Below are 13,967 nucleotides of genomic sequence, written 5' to 3' on the forward strand. Positions count from 1 at the left end.
TTATTCTCGATTCACAAATTCCAGATAACGGCTGCTCAGTTCCTTTACTGCAAGCTCATAAAACTGCTTACCGTGTTCGGGCGTTGCCAGTGCCGGATTTGACCCCATTCTGCCGTCTGGATAGCGACGACGAAAATCGATCGCCCCATAAATTGGCTCACCAGAAGTGACTTCCGAGCTGAGGGTCGCTTGTTTAATCGCATTAGGATACACATACTGCGTCAGGGCAACCTCGCTGGGAGTCGCGTGTGAGCCTTCCTGGTTGCCGTATAGCTCCTGAGCCAGCTTATAGACCGAGCCGCACATATACCAGTTCGCAACGTGACACTGAACGCGATCGGCGTTCGGAAGATTTAAATCCGCTAATACCTGATAGCACTCCGAAAAGGCTGCCTTGAGCGTTGCCACATTGCCGCCATGCCCGTTGATGAAAAAGAATTTGGTGAATCCTGTGCGCACCAGCGAAGTCACGTAGTCTCGAATCACCAGCATCAGCGTACTTGGACGCAGGCTCACTGTTCCAGGAAAGGCAGTGTGGTGAAGTGCCATACCCACGTTGATAGTTGGGGCAACCAGGGCTTGTGTCGCTTCGCCAACGCCTCGCGAAACTGCCTCAGCACAAATTGCGTCTGTGCCAATTAATCCAGTGGGACCATGCTGCTCAGTAGAACCGATCGGAATAATTAGCCCTTGCGACTGCTGAAGGTAGGCTTCTACTTCTTGCCAGGTTGTGAGATGGAGTAACATAACGTCTCCGAAAGCTAAGCTTCTACTGTACTTTAGCCAACGGACAATCGCCCCAGAAGCACCTGTAAAGCGATTATCCCTCTGGATATTAAGCTGAATATTGAGAAGAATGAGCGTAGCGATAGGGGTTAGAGAATGTTTGAAACGTGATACCTGTGACCCAAACCGCTTCCCTAACTCTTCCCTTCCAAGGAAACCTTATTTGCTTTAAAGTTCTTAAAGTCCCTTGAAGTTGACTTATTGAAGTTGACCGATTTAGGGGGACAATGCAAGGCCTCTGCGACTCCTTACCCACCCTCTTGGTATTGATCCCCAAACTGATCCCCAGACTGATACCCAAACTTTCTGTAACCTCGTTAAAATAATAGATAAAATTTACGAACTACACCCTGTGGGTGGCAGCGAACTGTAAATTCTAATAAATTGTCAAACTTGCCAAACTCAAACTGTCAGCCTCAGACCTGTCAAGCTCAGACAACGCTAAACCTGTCGGCCTCAGACCTGTCAACGTCAAACTCATCCATCGCGAATCTGTCGATGTCAAATGATCCGATGCCAAACGATCAGCCCCGCTGAATTCAGGTTTAGATTCCAGCCCGTAGCTCAGATTGTGACCAGTCCTTTATTAAAGATTCGACTTGACCCTCCACACCCCCCTTCACAATCCGGTATGCTCAGGCTTTAATTTGCATAAGCTCACCTTTCCCAGAGTGCGATTTTTATTCAACCGTTCCCCCTCATGATGAATCCTAAGGCTCTCTGCAATGTCAACCGTTCCGGGTCTTTTTTGCATCAGCCTCTCTGCCTACGCGATGAACCGTTGACCCGATCGTGCAGCTTGTTTTAGGGCTGCCTGTTCATTGCCATCCTTTGGCTGTTGCAGTGATTCGGACTTGGAATTTGCAGACTTTGATTGCTCAGGAGAAGCGATAAATGCTACACCGCAAGATCTATCAGATCTGTTGTGATGGACGAGAAGTTTGGATCTTTTTGCGGGATCAACAACGCTGGATTGAGCGTGCACGCATTCTCGATATCGAGGGTGACCTGGTGACAGTCCGGTATGAAACCGAAGAAGATGACGAAGTTTGCTCCTGGGAGGAGATGCTTCGCTTAGAGAGTATTGGTTCTGTAATGCAAAAATTGGCGACTGTGCCGCGTGGCGATGTCGAGCCGCTCGTCTCAGAAGACTGCCCTGAAGCAGAGCGCATTCGCAACCATCAGCCTGACAACGAATAGCGCAAACCAACCCTCAAATAATTCAGGATTGTTCAATAATGCCCCTGTCCATCAGGGGTTATTTTTTGTTTTAAATCTTCGCGTTGCTGACCTGGCAGTGCTAATCCGGCGGATGAATTCTGTAAGGATGGTTTACAAACCACCCCTAGCGCAAAACTCCCTATCCGAGAATCCTGTTTCCATTCAGCCATGCCTAAATCTTTATCTCATCTAATTCTCTGTTTTATCTAATTCTTTCTTCTATTTTTTTGTTCTATAAGTATTCGCGCAGAAACTCAAACGGGTCATCTTCCCAGCAAGGTTCGGGGCATCGCCAGTCTAGATTTTGCAAAATATCAGACTCGATCGCTTCAATTTCGTTCTGGTTAAAAAGCTCAGTCAGCACATGCAGATCACGTCCCCGAAGCGGAATTGACTGGGCTGAAATGAACTGTTCCGACGAAGAAGTATTCTCATGAAAGAGTAAGGGACTGCTGGCATCAAGCAGCGAAGGAAGCGGTTCTGGTTTGAAGGGATTGATCGCAGTAGAAGCGTTCGCCGAACGGGTAGCTAATGGCTCTCCATCTTCAAAAGAAACAGGCAGAGTTGGGGGACAAGCGCGAGGGGCAGATGGCATCATGATTGAGTTTAGGGGGCTGAGCAAAACCGAGAACATGGCTTGCAAGCATCTTAAACTGTTTTTGCAAAGAAATGTGAGGGCTAGTACTCAAAAAAGACTGCTCTTGCCTGTGTTTTTACGGAAGGGCTGGGGTTGCGATCGTATCAGCACTGCGCTACAGAACGATCAGCCGCAGCAGGACAAGGGTAAATCCACGGGAATTAGGCGAACTTGAAACACTTCAGCAAAGGCACGGGCAACCTGTTGTCGAACCCGATCGATCTGGATATCGGGAATAAACTCTGCCAGACTTCCCACCGGTCGATCGCCAATGCCGCAGGGAATGATGTGCTGAAATCCTGACAAGTCGGGACAGACGTTGAGTGCGAAGCCGTGCATCGTAATCCAACGGCTTACCTTAATACCGATCGCAGCCACCTTGCGCCCCTCGACCCATACCCCCGTTAGACCTGGAATTCGATCGCCCTGAAGCTGATAAGCTGCTAGCACCCGAATTAACACTTCTTCGAGCTGGCGTAAGTACCAGTGCAAATCCTGCTGATAAAAGCGAAGATTCAAAATCGGATAGCCCACAAGCTGACCCGGACAGTGGTGAGTTACTTCGCCGCCGCGCTCAATCCGAATCACCGGGTAGGGCGAATTTGAGACATCAAACTTCAGAAATTCAAGGCTGGAACCCTGCCCCAGGGTGTAAACAGATGGGTGTTCGAGCAGAAGAAAAATATCATTCTCGGCAGGGTCACTGTGCTCGGAGTTCGCGAATTCGCTTTTATCAGAGCCGCTGACTAAGCGATCGGGCTGCAACCGTTCTTTGATCAATCCGTGTGTGCGTCTTTCAGCAACCCATTTGCGCTGCCAATCCCAGGCAGTTTCATAGGGAACCAGTCCCTGATTGTAGAATAAGCACGGTCTGAGCAACACAGAATTTTTCAAATTCCCGATCTACTAATCTACTGGGTGAACGCAAAATAGATCAACATTAATTAAACAGAAATTAAACTGAGAATTTGTCCGCTCTGGTCAAGAATTATCAACGGATGCAAATGATTTTAAACGAGACTGTTGTCCCCGATACAAGGTGCTAGGGTGAAAGTGTGAACCCAGTTCTCAGGGGAGGAAGCTCTTATATGAAGCTTGTTATCCAGGGCAAAAACATCGAAATTACTGACTCGATTCGTGAATACGTCCATCAGAAAATTGAGAAAGCCGTCAGCCATTATCAGCATCTCACAATGGAAGTGGACGTTCACCTGTCAGTTGCCCGCAACCCCCGGATAAACCCAAATCAGACCGCAGAAGTTACGATTTACGCCAATGGCACAGTTGTGCGTGCTGAAGAAAGCAGTGAAAACCTCTATGCCAGCCTAGATCTTGTCGCCAATAAAATTGCCCGTCAGCTTCGCAAATTTAAGGAAAAACGCTACGAACAGGATCGTGCACCCGTGAAAGCCACTGCGGTGATTGAAGAGAAACCCGTCGCTGCGACTTTGATTGACACCGATCGCACCCCAGAACTACCTGCAGAAGTGGTGCGAATGAAATACTTCGCAATGCCGCCGATGACCATTCAGCAGGCACTAGAGCAGCTTGATCTGGTTGACCACGATTTCTTTATGTTCCGCAACATTGAAACAGGCGAAATCAACGTGATCTACGAGCGCAATCATGGCGGCTATGGCGTGATTCAGCCTCGCAACGGCAACGGTCACACCAACGGCAAATTTGCCGAAATTGCTCATGCTCACCACCCCGAAAACGTAAATAGCAACGGATACGCAAACGGACACACGAACGGAAAAGTAACCCAACCTTAAGGGACTTCACTTCAGTCGAGGAGGGATTGGCTTTGATCGAAACCAGAGGACACTAGACTGGAAAGAAATTGTGCAGTCCTAGGTCTACCTATTCCTCCTCCAATTTTTTATGTATACCTACGCTTTTCTGCATACGCCTAAGGCTCCTTTGGTGCTCATTAAGGGCATTAGCGGAACTTTAGAAACCGTGAAAGCCGATCGCCTCTTAGCAGTGGTTGAGCCTGAGCTCACAGTAGACTCTCTGCAAACCAGCGATGAGCAGCTTATGCAGGCAGTCCTGAAGCACGATCGGATTATTTGCGATTTGTTTGCTCAGACAACGGTGCTGCCGCTGCGGTTTGGCACGTATTTTGTCTCGAAAGAAGCACTGCTGGCACATCTCACCGATCGTCAGACTCAGTATCTCGATCAGCTTGCTCGACTGGATGGCAAAGCCGAGTATTTGCTGAAGCTAATTCCAAAACAGGAGCCAGAAACGGTGATCGCCCCGAATCTAAAGGGCAAAGACTATTTTCTGGCAAAGAAGCAGCGCATTCAGGAGCAGGCAGACTGGCAGCAGCAGCAGCAAATCGAGCGATCGAATCTGATGCAGCATTTCACCGAAGCCGGAATTTTGCATCAGGCGGTTGAGAGTCGGGAGGGGATTGAGCGGCTTTATTTGTTGGGAGATCGATCGGGCGAGGAAAAGCTGCGGGGGGTGCTGGCAGGCTGGCAGGCGCAGTGTTTACGCTGGGAGTTAGATTTGAGCGGAGCTTTGCCGCTTTATCATTTTGTTTAACTCTATTTGTTTAGCTCTATCATTTTTTCCAGAACACTTTGTCTAGAACAATGAGCTTCGTTTTCGGCTTTTCAGCCCCTAAATTCCCATTCTGGGGACTCTGAATGTTCTACAGCTTAAATAATCCTTCTTCCTGAGGCGTAATTTCCCCTCTAACAATAATCACTGTACGGTTTGTATTGCGAGCGATCGACTCTGGAATATTGCCTTTGATCACCTGCTGAAGCAGTCCCTCGCGGCTGGCTCCCAGCATAATGACATCGCAGCGTTCGGAGCGCGCAAGGTCAAGAATGGTGTCAGAAATCGATCGTCCACAGAGCGATCGGGCTGTGACCGGGCAGGGGAGTTTGAGCGTGACTTCGGCAAAAAGCTGCTTCAGGTAGGCAGTGTCGTGGCTGGAGGGCGTGTCGTCAAACACTTGACAGAGATGAACATCGGGCTTGGTTGAAAGCATGGTGAGGGTAGGAAGTAACCGCACAGCTTGCTGGGCATTAGGTCCGCCTGCGACAGGAATTAGCCAGCGATCGAATTTGACGATATCGCCGAGCTTCACCATCATCACTTCGCAGTCTGCCTGCCGAATCACGGTGTCTACAATGTTGCCAAACACGCGCCCTGGCGAAGTCGTGCTGCCTTTCCAGCCCATCAGGAGCAGATCGATATGGCGTTCCTCGATCGCTTCTAAAATTGCCTGAGCTGAATCGTGTGCCAGCCGTACCTGCGTATGAATGGGGACTTCTGAGGCGCGTCCGATTTGCTCTGCTCGTTTCAGCAGTTTGCGGCTATTGGTCGTGCGAATGCTGGCTTCTGAAGGCGAAGTTCCACGCGGCACACACACCACCTGAAGACATTCCAGCTCGTAGTCTCGTTCACGGGCGATCGTTGCTGCTAGGCGCAGGAGCAGGGGAGCGGTATGGGGATTGCTAAGCGGTACGAGGAGCCGTCCTTTTCCGGTAGCGGGCGATCGGGTTTGGTAAACCACGTAGGAGGGTTCAGGCTGGGGACCGAAGGATTTATTCTCACCGCTAATCTGGTCTGCTTCGGCACGAATAATATCGGCGCGGGTGATAATGCCGACGAGCTTTTGTCCTTCGGTAACGGGCAGACGGCTCAGCTTAAAGCGATTGAGCAAAAACAAAACGTGGGTGAGGCGATCGGTGGGGGAAACAGTGACGGGCTGCGGGGTCATGATATCGGCGAGTATTGCAGGCTGCCCCGTGGGAGCATGGCGCGAAGCAAAGCTGTTCCCCGCATGGGGTAGTCGGTCTGCCAGGTCGCTCTGGGTAACAATGCCAATGAGTTTGCCGTTCGTCATAACCGGAAAGCCGCGATGGTGCGATCGAGAAAATGCCTGCACGACGTCGGGCAAGCTGAGGCTGCTGTCTAGCGTTTCGACTCGTCGCTGCATCAGGTCGGCTGCTTTTAGCTCTGTCCAGGCTCCGCCCTTGGTAACGTATTTGTCGAGGTGAATGCCGTTCCAGGCGAGTAGGCGCGTGTAAATCGAACCACTGGCAATGCGATCGGTAATCAGGTAGGCGATCACCGAACCGATCATCAGCGGCAGCACTAGATTAAAGTCCGTGGTGATTTCAAAAACGATGACGATCGCTGTAATGGGTCCACGGGTGACGGCACTAAAAAATGCGCCCATTCCTGCCAGCGCATAGGTTGATGGATCGCTAATGCCAGCGGGAAAGCCAAGCGGAATGCCCACCATTGTTTCGAGCGTTTGTGCCCCATAGCCCACCAGATGCCCCAGTGCCGCGCCCAGCAGCAGAGCCGGAGCAAATAGCCCACCCGGTGTCCCGGCTCCATAGGCCAGCAAAGTCAAGCAGAACTTAATCACAAACGCTAGCAGGGTCAGATGCCAGGGCGCATCGCCCGTACTCAAAAACTCTTGCAGCCCCGAATTATCGCGAAACTCCGGCGGCAAAATCACCACGACTGCCCCTGAGATCAGCCCTGCTAAGCCAATCTTCATCGGTAGGCTCAACCGAGTTCCCCAGGGAAGCTCCCGCCGAAATAGTGCCAGGCTGGCAAAAATCCCCTGGCTAAACAGTCCGCCCAGCAGCCCCGCCAGCAATCCCAAAATCAGAAAAAACGGCACATCCTGAAGCGAAAAGCTGACCTGCGACTCGGTGACGATCGAATTCAGATTCAACCCCTGCCCACCAATTAGCCGCGACACGACCGCTCCAATAAACGAAGCCAGAATCGCCGTCCCTAGCGTCAGCCCGGAAAAATCCTGCAAAAACTCCTCCACGACAAACAGCACCCCGGCGATCGGCGCATTAAACCCTGCCGCCAACCCCGCTGCTGCCCCTGCCGCAATCAACTGTCTGCGATATTCGGGCGACGTGGGAATCCACTGACTCAACTGGGCTGCCAGAGCCGCACCGACCTGCACCGTCGGACCCTGCCGCCCCAGATTTAACCCGGAGCCAACTGCCAGAATTACGCTGACCAGCTTTATCGCCGCCACACGTAGATTAAGAGCGATCGGCACATTTGCCAAAGCCGCTTTCACCTGAGGAATGCCGCTTCCTGCCGCTTCGGGAGCCAGCCGCTCGATCAGCCAGCCCGACAACACGCCGCCCACCAAGCCGATCGCAGGCAAAACAAACCAGACAGGCATCTGATAAGACAACTGCACCCGCCAACTGCCTACGAAGCCAATACCCCACTTCAGCACGACAGCAGACAGCCCGGAAACCACCCCGATAACACAGGCTTCAAAAATTGCCAGCTTCGAGCCAGACATCAGGGAGCGAAACCGATTTGGCAGGGTGAGATAGCCCATGTTAGACCGCAGCAGAGGGAAAGCCTAAACTATCCTCATAGTGCCTGATTTATAACGAACTGTAACTATTGACTAGGAGCTAACCTGACGGTATCTTGCCCATTCGCGATCGAGTGCCTGCTGCCATCGAGCAGCAAGTTCTAGATCCGTAAAGGGAACCTGAACAGACTCATTCGAGAGTTGAAACTCGATCGCCACCTGTTTGCTTTTCTCAGGCAAATTCGCCGGGTCGATCGTCTGGTCGTTTGCCTTGAGCCAAATTGCCTGCACTTGCTGGAGCGAAAAGGTTTGCAGGTCTTTCATGCCTTTGCGAGTTGGTTTGCCCCAGGTGATTTCGCTGCCCTTTTGTCCCAAAACCGCGTAGATATCATACTTGGCGCGATCGAATCCCTCTGCCCAGAGTCGATACGCCTCTACTTTTTGATACTCGTTCCATCCTGCCCAGGCTAGCCCGATAAACAGCACCAGCAGCGGCAACCACAATAAACCCCGTTCCATCGCTAAAAACCAATAAAAGAATCAGGCAACGAGCGGCTGACAAATTTCATCTGCCAGGACTAGCTCTTCGGCGGCGATCGTCTGAATCGCTTGCTTCATAACCGTCTCTGGGTCGTGACCCTGTTCAATTTGCTTTAGCCATCGCTGTGCCTCGTTGCCTTCACGCAGGATTTTCTTCAGCGGCAGCAGGAAGCAGCTAAATCCCCCCTGTTTTGCCGTTCCCCAAACTTCCTGATACAGCTCCTCGATCCAGTCTCGTGCCAGAATTGTCCGCCCATCGCGCCAGTGTCGCAGTTCGGCATCGAGGCTGAGTTTGGCAGCGGCGGTTTCGTTGGCATCGGTAAGGGCAACCAGGGCTTCGGCTCGATCGCTAGCAGGCAAAAGGCTGTATTGAAGCGGGTCGAGTTCGGGGTGCTGAGCAATCTGGAGTATCCTTGCCTCTAGCAGTGCCGTGAGCGCGAGCAGGGCGATCGGGTCGGTCATCAAATCGCAGATTCGTAGCTCCAGACGGTTAAGGCTGTAGGGACGATGATCGCCATTCGGGCGCACCGAAGACCAGAGATGACGGACATTTTGCATCGTGCCTTTTTCAAGCTGTGCTTCGGTCCAGTCGATATAGTGGCGATGGCTTTCAAATAAAGGCACATGGGCAGGTGTTTTGGGAAACAGTCCCCATCGGGTGGAATGAAACCCCGTGACGTTTCCATCCAGAAAAGGCGAGGCAGCACTGAGGGCAAGATACAAGGGAGCCTCGACGCGCACTAATCGACAGGCTCTCATCAACGTTTCTGGGTCACTAATGCCAATGTTGATGTGAATGCTGGCAGTCACGACCGTTGTGCCGTAGGTCTGCTCGATGTAGCTGTGGTAGGGATTGCCCGGATCAGAGCGATAAAACCGATCGCTCCCTGCCAAAGCCAATGTACTGCCGGGAATCAGCGTGTAGTTGCCCAACTGGTGCAAATAAGCCCGCAGCTGACGACGAGGACGCACCAGCTCACACAGTAGCCGTTCATAACGATAAAGCGGAGCCGTCGTGTATTCCACATTGCGGCTATCTGGTTCGCGGACAAAGCCATGCAAATTAGCCACAATTTTGTCAGACAACCCGACGATTTCGCCATCTGGTGTGCCCGTGTACATTTCCACTTCAAAGCCTTTCGAGAGCATGGAGAAATTGCCTCTAGTCACAGTTCTATTGTCTCGGAAAAGGAGTCGGCTGCATCGTTCTACCGGGGCACTCCGACAGGGGGAAGTCACCAGGCGAATTTGCAGCATGCCCAAGCGGAAGTCCCATTTATGCTGGGAGACTGCTTTGCATTGCCTGCTCAAGCACAGGAAACAGATCAGGCGCAGTAAAGTTATCAATCACCAGAAACGCGCCCAGGTCGTACAGCTTTTGTGGCTCGTGTGTGGATGCAATCCCCACGGTTGGAATGCCTGCGGCAACAGCAGAGCGAATTCCAGAGGGCGAATCTTCAAAGGCGATCGTCTCGCTTGCTGTTACTCCAAGCTGATCGAGCGCAGCCAGATAAGGCATTGGATCGGGTTTACCACGCGGCAGCTCATCTCCCAGCACCACCAAGGGAAATTCGCTGTCCAGGTGCAGAACTCCCAGCATAAATTCCACATTTTCGAGTGGAGCGTTGGTCACGATCGCCCGCTTGAGCTGATGCTGCTCCGTCCATCTCAATACTTCTAGCAGTCCAGGCATGGGCTGAAGCACCGTGGCAGCCTGCTGTCGAAACATCGCTTCTTTGCGTTCACCGAGTTCGTCACCTTCAGCGATCGTCAACTGCGGCAAAATTTCCGGCACAATTTCCTGATTGCGTCTGCCGCTAAATTTAGCGCGATAGGTGGGGCGATCGATCGTGATGCCATAGGAAAGCAGGATCGATTGCCAGTTTTGAAAGTGAACTGGGTCGGTGTCTGCCATCGTTCCATCGAGGTCAAACAGCAAAGCCTTGAGCATGAATTTTTCCTAGGAAACGCTTAAAAAGTCGAGCTATTCCAGCCCCACATTGCCCCTTTTGAATCCGCAAACTCAATATAGGTACGGTTTGCAGGAACACCGAGGCTCTGATGCACTTGGGTGCAAAAATCCTGGCTCATTGCTTTGGTTTGCGTCGGACTCATCGAACCTACACTCTTGATTTCGATGTAGCACGTCGGGTCAGTCGTTCCGGCAAAGGTCATAGACACACCCGACTCAAACGCCGTCATCACGTAGGATTCTGGCTTGCCCAAATGCTTAGCGAGCGCGGCAGACAACTGCTTAAGCAACGCTTCGACCCGGAGGCGATCGGGCGAGTCAACCGAGGTTTGAATTTTGATTAGGGGCATATTGCACAAGTTCCTTTGCGATTGCTAGCCGCCGTACTGCCAGCCTGTGCTTTCCAGCAGCAGCGGATCACCGTCTCGATGCACCCCAGCCGCAATCACCTCACCCACAAAAACGGTGTGATCGCCCTGTTCGACTGACCCCACGACGCGGCATTCGACATAGCCCAGGGTGTCGGAAATAATCGGACAGCCCGTTTCGCCCAGATAGAATTCGACATCTTCAAACTTATTGCCGATCCGTCGCTGAGGCTTAAAAAACTTCTGCGCCAGCTCCTTTTGCCCCGCTTCTAAAATACTGAGCGCAAAAACCTGGCTTGACTTGATCATGGCGTGCGATCGCGAGTCTTGCTTGACACAGTTGATCACAAGCGGCGGTTGAAACGAACCCTGCATCACCCAGCTTGCAGTAAAGCCATTGACCTCTTCACCCTCTTTCACGCCACAGATATAAAGTCCGTGAGGAATTTTCCGCAGTATTGTCTTTTTTGCCTGTTCGTCTAGCAAGGCGGTGTTCTCCGATCGCGCTACATCGGATAGTGTATCGCATTCCAAATCGGGTTCTCAGGGTTCTGTCTAGTTCCGCTAATTGAAACGACCGCCCATTACTGCTCTAATTCCTTGAAGGTGAGAAGCCTTCTCACAGGGGTTGTTGGAGTCATGAGTTTTTTCCCCCTTTAAACTTAAGCAACTTTAAACTTGAGCAACGGAAACAGCACTTACATCCGCATGACGATCGAACAACACTCGCGGACGCAGCAAAATTCGGAACAGCAGCACCAGCGACTCAAATTCGCCCGGAGAGGTGCGGCGTTTCCATTGTCCCGGACGGCAAAACAGCATTTCGACCAGCAATCGTTGCTGAGCCAGCGTCACCTGCTCAAACATGACCCGCACTGCCAGAAAATCCGGCTGCTGCGTTACCTGCACCACGCGGCAGCTGAGGATTAAGTGATGTTCTAGAATCTCGATCGTTACAGGCAAAACTTCGCCTTCATGGGGGATTGGAAAGTCAAGCTGTGTCAGGGCAATTTCTGCTCCGACTTCTGAAATCATCGTTGTAGTTCCCCAAAAGTCCTGCACTATGTTTGTATCTGTCACAGTCTTTGTATCGGTCACAGTGATCCGGGCGGTGCGGTGCAGGTTAAACCATTCATACAAACTGGGGCGCGGCACATCGAGCAAAATCAGCAGCGCGATGCCCAGCATGATCAGGTTATAGCTGCTCCAGATCCAGCCCAAGCCGATGCCTTTTGCCTGAATTGCCACTTCGGGCGGCACGGTATTCATCCAGGCTCCCTTCAACATACAGAGACCAAAGTTGACCCAGAGGCTGACTGCTGTTGCCACAAACAAAATAATCAGGGGCCACGCCAGATTCCAGTTAAACGAAAATCGATCGCTCGATGTGCCCTTAGGCGTGACTTTGAACCCTTTTGAAAACGGATTGAGCATGACCTGAATCACCGTCAGGGCGAGCGGAAAACACAGCACCAGCGAATAGATATCCGAAAGCAGGGCAGAGCGCGATCGATAATTTAGCCAGGAAAAAACTGAAAGCTGCACCAGATAATAGGGCAAAAAGAAATAGAGCAGTTCCGCCGCCGTTGCCCGAAGCGGGATCACCCCCAGAAACGAATAGGCAAGCGGCATCAGCAGAAATCCAACTCTCGAAATGCTGGTAAACCAGTGCAGCAAACCTTCAAGATGGGCAAGCCGCTGAAGCGGATTCAGTCCGGGAATGGTGAGCGGATTGGATTTGATGAAAAATGCCTGGAGCGTTCCCCTTGCCCAGCGCAATCGCTGCACTGCATGGGCGGCAATATTTTCGGCGGCAAGTCCGGCACTTAGCTTTTCGTCGAGATACACTAGGCGATAGCCCTGCGCTGTAAGCCGAATCCCGGTAAAGTAATCTTCGCTCAGTGAATCGGTGACAAATCCTCCGGCACTTTCCAGGGCACTGCGCCGCACCACAAACGAGGTTCCCGAGCAGATCACGCTGCCTGCCCCATCGCGAATCGGCTGGATTTGACGGTAAAAAACTTCTTCTTCAGGAGTTAAGACATCTTCGAGTCCCAGATTGCGGGCGATCGGGTCTGAGTTGTAAAAGCTCTGCGGCGTCTGCACCAGCGCGACCTTCGGATTCTGGAAAAATCCCACGGTGCGAACCAGAAAATTTCGTGTGGGCACAAAGTCAGCATCAAACACCACCAGCAGATCGCCACTCGTTTTGCCGATCGCATGATTTAAGTTTCCAGCTTTGGCAAAGCGATTGTCTGGGCGCGTCATGTACTCACAGCCCAACTCTTCTGCCAGCTTTCTGATTTCGGGGCGGCGCGTATCGTCCAGCAAATAGACTTGCTTATTCCCATAGTCGATCGCCTGACAGCCAATTACTGTTCGCCGCAGAATGAATTCTGGCTCGTTGTAAGTCGGGATGAAAATATCAACGGTTGGGGTGTATTTGCCCTCAATCACATCCAATGTCAGCCGGTCTGCCTCTCGGCGTCGATCGCGCACCCGCAGCATCAAAAAAAGCTGAATCGTGCTGCTTGTCAGCACCAATAGCTCCAGAAAAAACAGTCCCAGACTAAACACACCATTCAGCGGCGTATCCACATTGAGCGTCGAAAGGGATCGCCACAGCAGATAGCGCAGCGTCAACGCCAGCAAAATTCCCACTACCGTAACCCGCGACCAGTAGCGAGGCTGAGGCGAAACTTTGGTGACTAGCAGGACGATCGCAAACAACGCCACCGTCGGAAACAGCAGATAGCCGCCTGCTACCATCGGCACTTCTAACCAGAGGGGCGGCTGTTCTTGCAGCGTATTGAGCTGAGTAAAAATCCTGCTGACTGTTCCCTGTCCTGCAAACCAGCCTGCCACGATCGCCCCAGAAAACAGCACCGTTCCCAGCAAAATCAGCGTCGTAGTTTGGGGACGAAACGATCGCCGCGAGGCAACAGACGAGGTAATTTGAGTCGAGGGTGGGGTCTGGTCTGCTGAAGTGGTCATCGAGACTCCTTATAAGGAAGTAGATCTGAGGAAGGCGGTCAGAGACTAGGATTTCGGGCAGAACTCGATCTCAGGTGAACTGTTTCTGAAGCAGTTATTTGCAGTTATTTACTCTGC

At 51.9% G+C, this 13,967-nt stretch carries 13 protein-coding genes; 3 read left to right on the top strand and 10 right to left on the bottom strand.

What is annotated here, in order from left to right; genetic code table 11:
* Nucleotides 1-747 carry a creatininase family protein gene (locus NDI45_RS13505; RefSeq protein ID WP_190790346.1) on the bottom strand — a complete coding sequence of 249 codons (747 nt, stop codon included), beginning with the start codon at nt 745-747 and terminating at the stop codon, nt 1-3.
* 933 nt (nt 748-1,680) lie between these two features.
* Between NDI45_RS13505 and NDI45_RS13510 the strand changes: the two genes are divergently transcribed.
* The gene (locus NDI45_RS13510; RefSeq protein WP_348247649.1) at nt 1,681-1,986 is read left to right on the top strand and encodes a DUF6679 family protein; all 306 of its coding nucleotides are present in this window, start codon (nt 1,681-1,683) and stop codon (nt 1,984-1,986) included.
* A gap of 253 nt (nt 1,987-2,239) precedes the next feature.
* Here NDI45_RS13510 and NDI45_RS13515 read toward each other — a convergent pair whose 3' ends face one another.
* Together NDI45_RS13515 and lipB are read right to left on the bottom strand one after the other, a co-directional pair.
* Nucleotides 2,240-2,605, bottom strand: coding sequence for a hypothetical protein (locus tag NDI45_RS13515; RefSeq protein ID WP_190792624.1), 366 nt, complete (start codon nt 2,603-2,605; stop codon nt 2,240-2,242).
* Between the two features lie 165 nt (nt 2,606-2,770).
* A complete protein-coding gene (gene lipB / locus NDI45_RS13520) occupies nt 2,771-3,526 on the bottom strand; it encodes a lipoyl(octanoyl) transferase LipB (RefSeq protein WP_348247650.1) in 756 nt (251 codons plus the stop codon).
* 206 nt (nt 3,527-3,732) lie between these two features.
* On the opposite strand from lipB, the gene raiA reads away from it, so the two are divergent.
* Together raiA and NDI45_RS13530 are read left to right on the top strand one after the other, a co-directional pair.
* The gene (raiA, locus tag NDI45_RS13525) at nt 3,733-4,419 is read left to right on the top strand and encodes a ribosome-associated translation inhibitor RaiA (RefSeq protein WP_348247651.1); all 687 of its coding nucleotides are present in this window, start codon (nt 3,733-3,735) and stop codon (nt 4,417-4,419) included.
* A 109-nt stretch (nt 4,420-4,528) separates the two neighbouring features.
* Nucleotides 4,529-5,197: a GvpL/GvpF family gas vesicle protein gene (locus tag NDI45_RS13530; protein ID WP_348247652.1), complete on the top strand. Its 669-nt coding sequence runs from the start codon at nt 4,529-4,531 to the stop codon at nt 5,195-5,197.
* Between the two features lie 109 nt (nt 5,198-5,306).
* Here the strand turns inward: NDI45_RS13530 and NDI45_RS13535 are convergent, their stop codons facing one another.
* From NDI45_RS13535 to NDI45_RS13565, 7 genes are all read right to left on the bottom strand, one after another.
* The gene (locus NDI45_RS13535; RefSeq protein WP_348247653.1) at nt 5,307-7,997 is read right to left on the bottom strand and encodes a chloride channel protein; all 2,691 of its coding nucleotides are present in this window, start codon (nt 7,995-7,997) and stop codon (nt 5,307-5,309) included.
* A gap of 72 nt (nt 7,998-8,069) precedes the next feature.
* Entirely contained in the window at nt 8,070-8,495 is a 426-nt protein-coding gene (locus NDI45_RS13540) for a hypothetical protein (RefSeq protein WP_190792617.1), read from the bottom strand.
* Nucleotides 8,496-8,516: 21 nt separating this feature from the next.
* Nucleotides 8,517-9,665, bottom strand: coding sequence for a glutamate--cysteine ligase (gshA, locus tag NDI45_RS13545; protein WP_348247654.1), 1,149 nt, complete (start codon nt 9,663-9,665; stop codon nt 8,517-8,519).
* A 127-nt stretch (nt 9,666-9,792) separates the two neighbouring features.
* Nucleotides 9,793-10,467 (bottom strand): HAD family phosphatase, encoded by a 675-nt coding sequence (locus tag NDI45_RS13550; RefSeq protein ID WP_190792618.1) that lies wholly within the window; start codon nt 10,465-10,467, stop codon nt 9,793-9,795.
* Between the two features lie 20 nt (nt 10,468-10,487).
* On the bottom strand, nt 10,488-10,838 hold the full coding sequence (locus NDI45_RS13555) for a phenylpyruvate tautomerase MIF-related protein (protein ID WP_190792619.1): 351 nt from the start codon (nt 10,836-10,838) through the stop codon (nt 10,488-10,490).
* Nucleotides 10,839-10,862: 24 nt separating this feature from the next.
* Complete coding sequence (locus NDI45_RS13560) at nt 10,863-11,342, bottom strand: flavin reductase family protein (RefSeq protein WP_190792623.1); 480 nt, start codon at nt 11,340-11,342, stop codon at nt 10,863-10,865.
* A gap of 186 nt (nt 11,343-11,528) precedes the next feature.
* Nucleotides 11,529-13,850 (bottom strand): glycosyltransferase, encoded by a 2,322-nt coding sequence (locus NDI45_RS13565; RefSeq protein ID WP_348247655.1) that lies wholly within the window; start codon nt 13,848-13,850, stop codon nt 11,529-11,531.
* Nucleotides 13,851-13,967 lie beyond the last annotated feature (117 nt).

Origin of the sequence: Leptolyngbya sp. GB1-A1 (genome assembly GCF_039962475.1) — a bacterium.
Classification (GTDB): domain Bacteria; phylum Cyanobacteriota; class Cyanobacteriia; order Elainellales; family Elainellaceae; genus Leptolyngbya_A.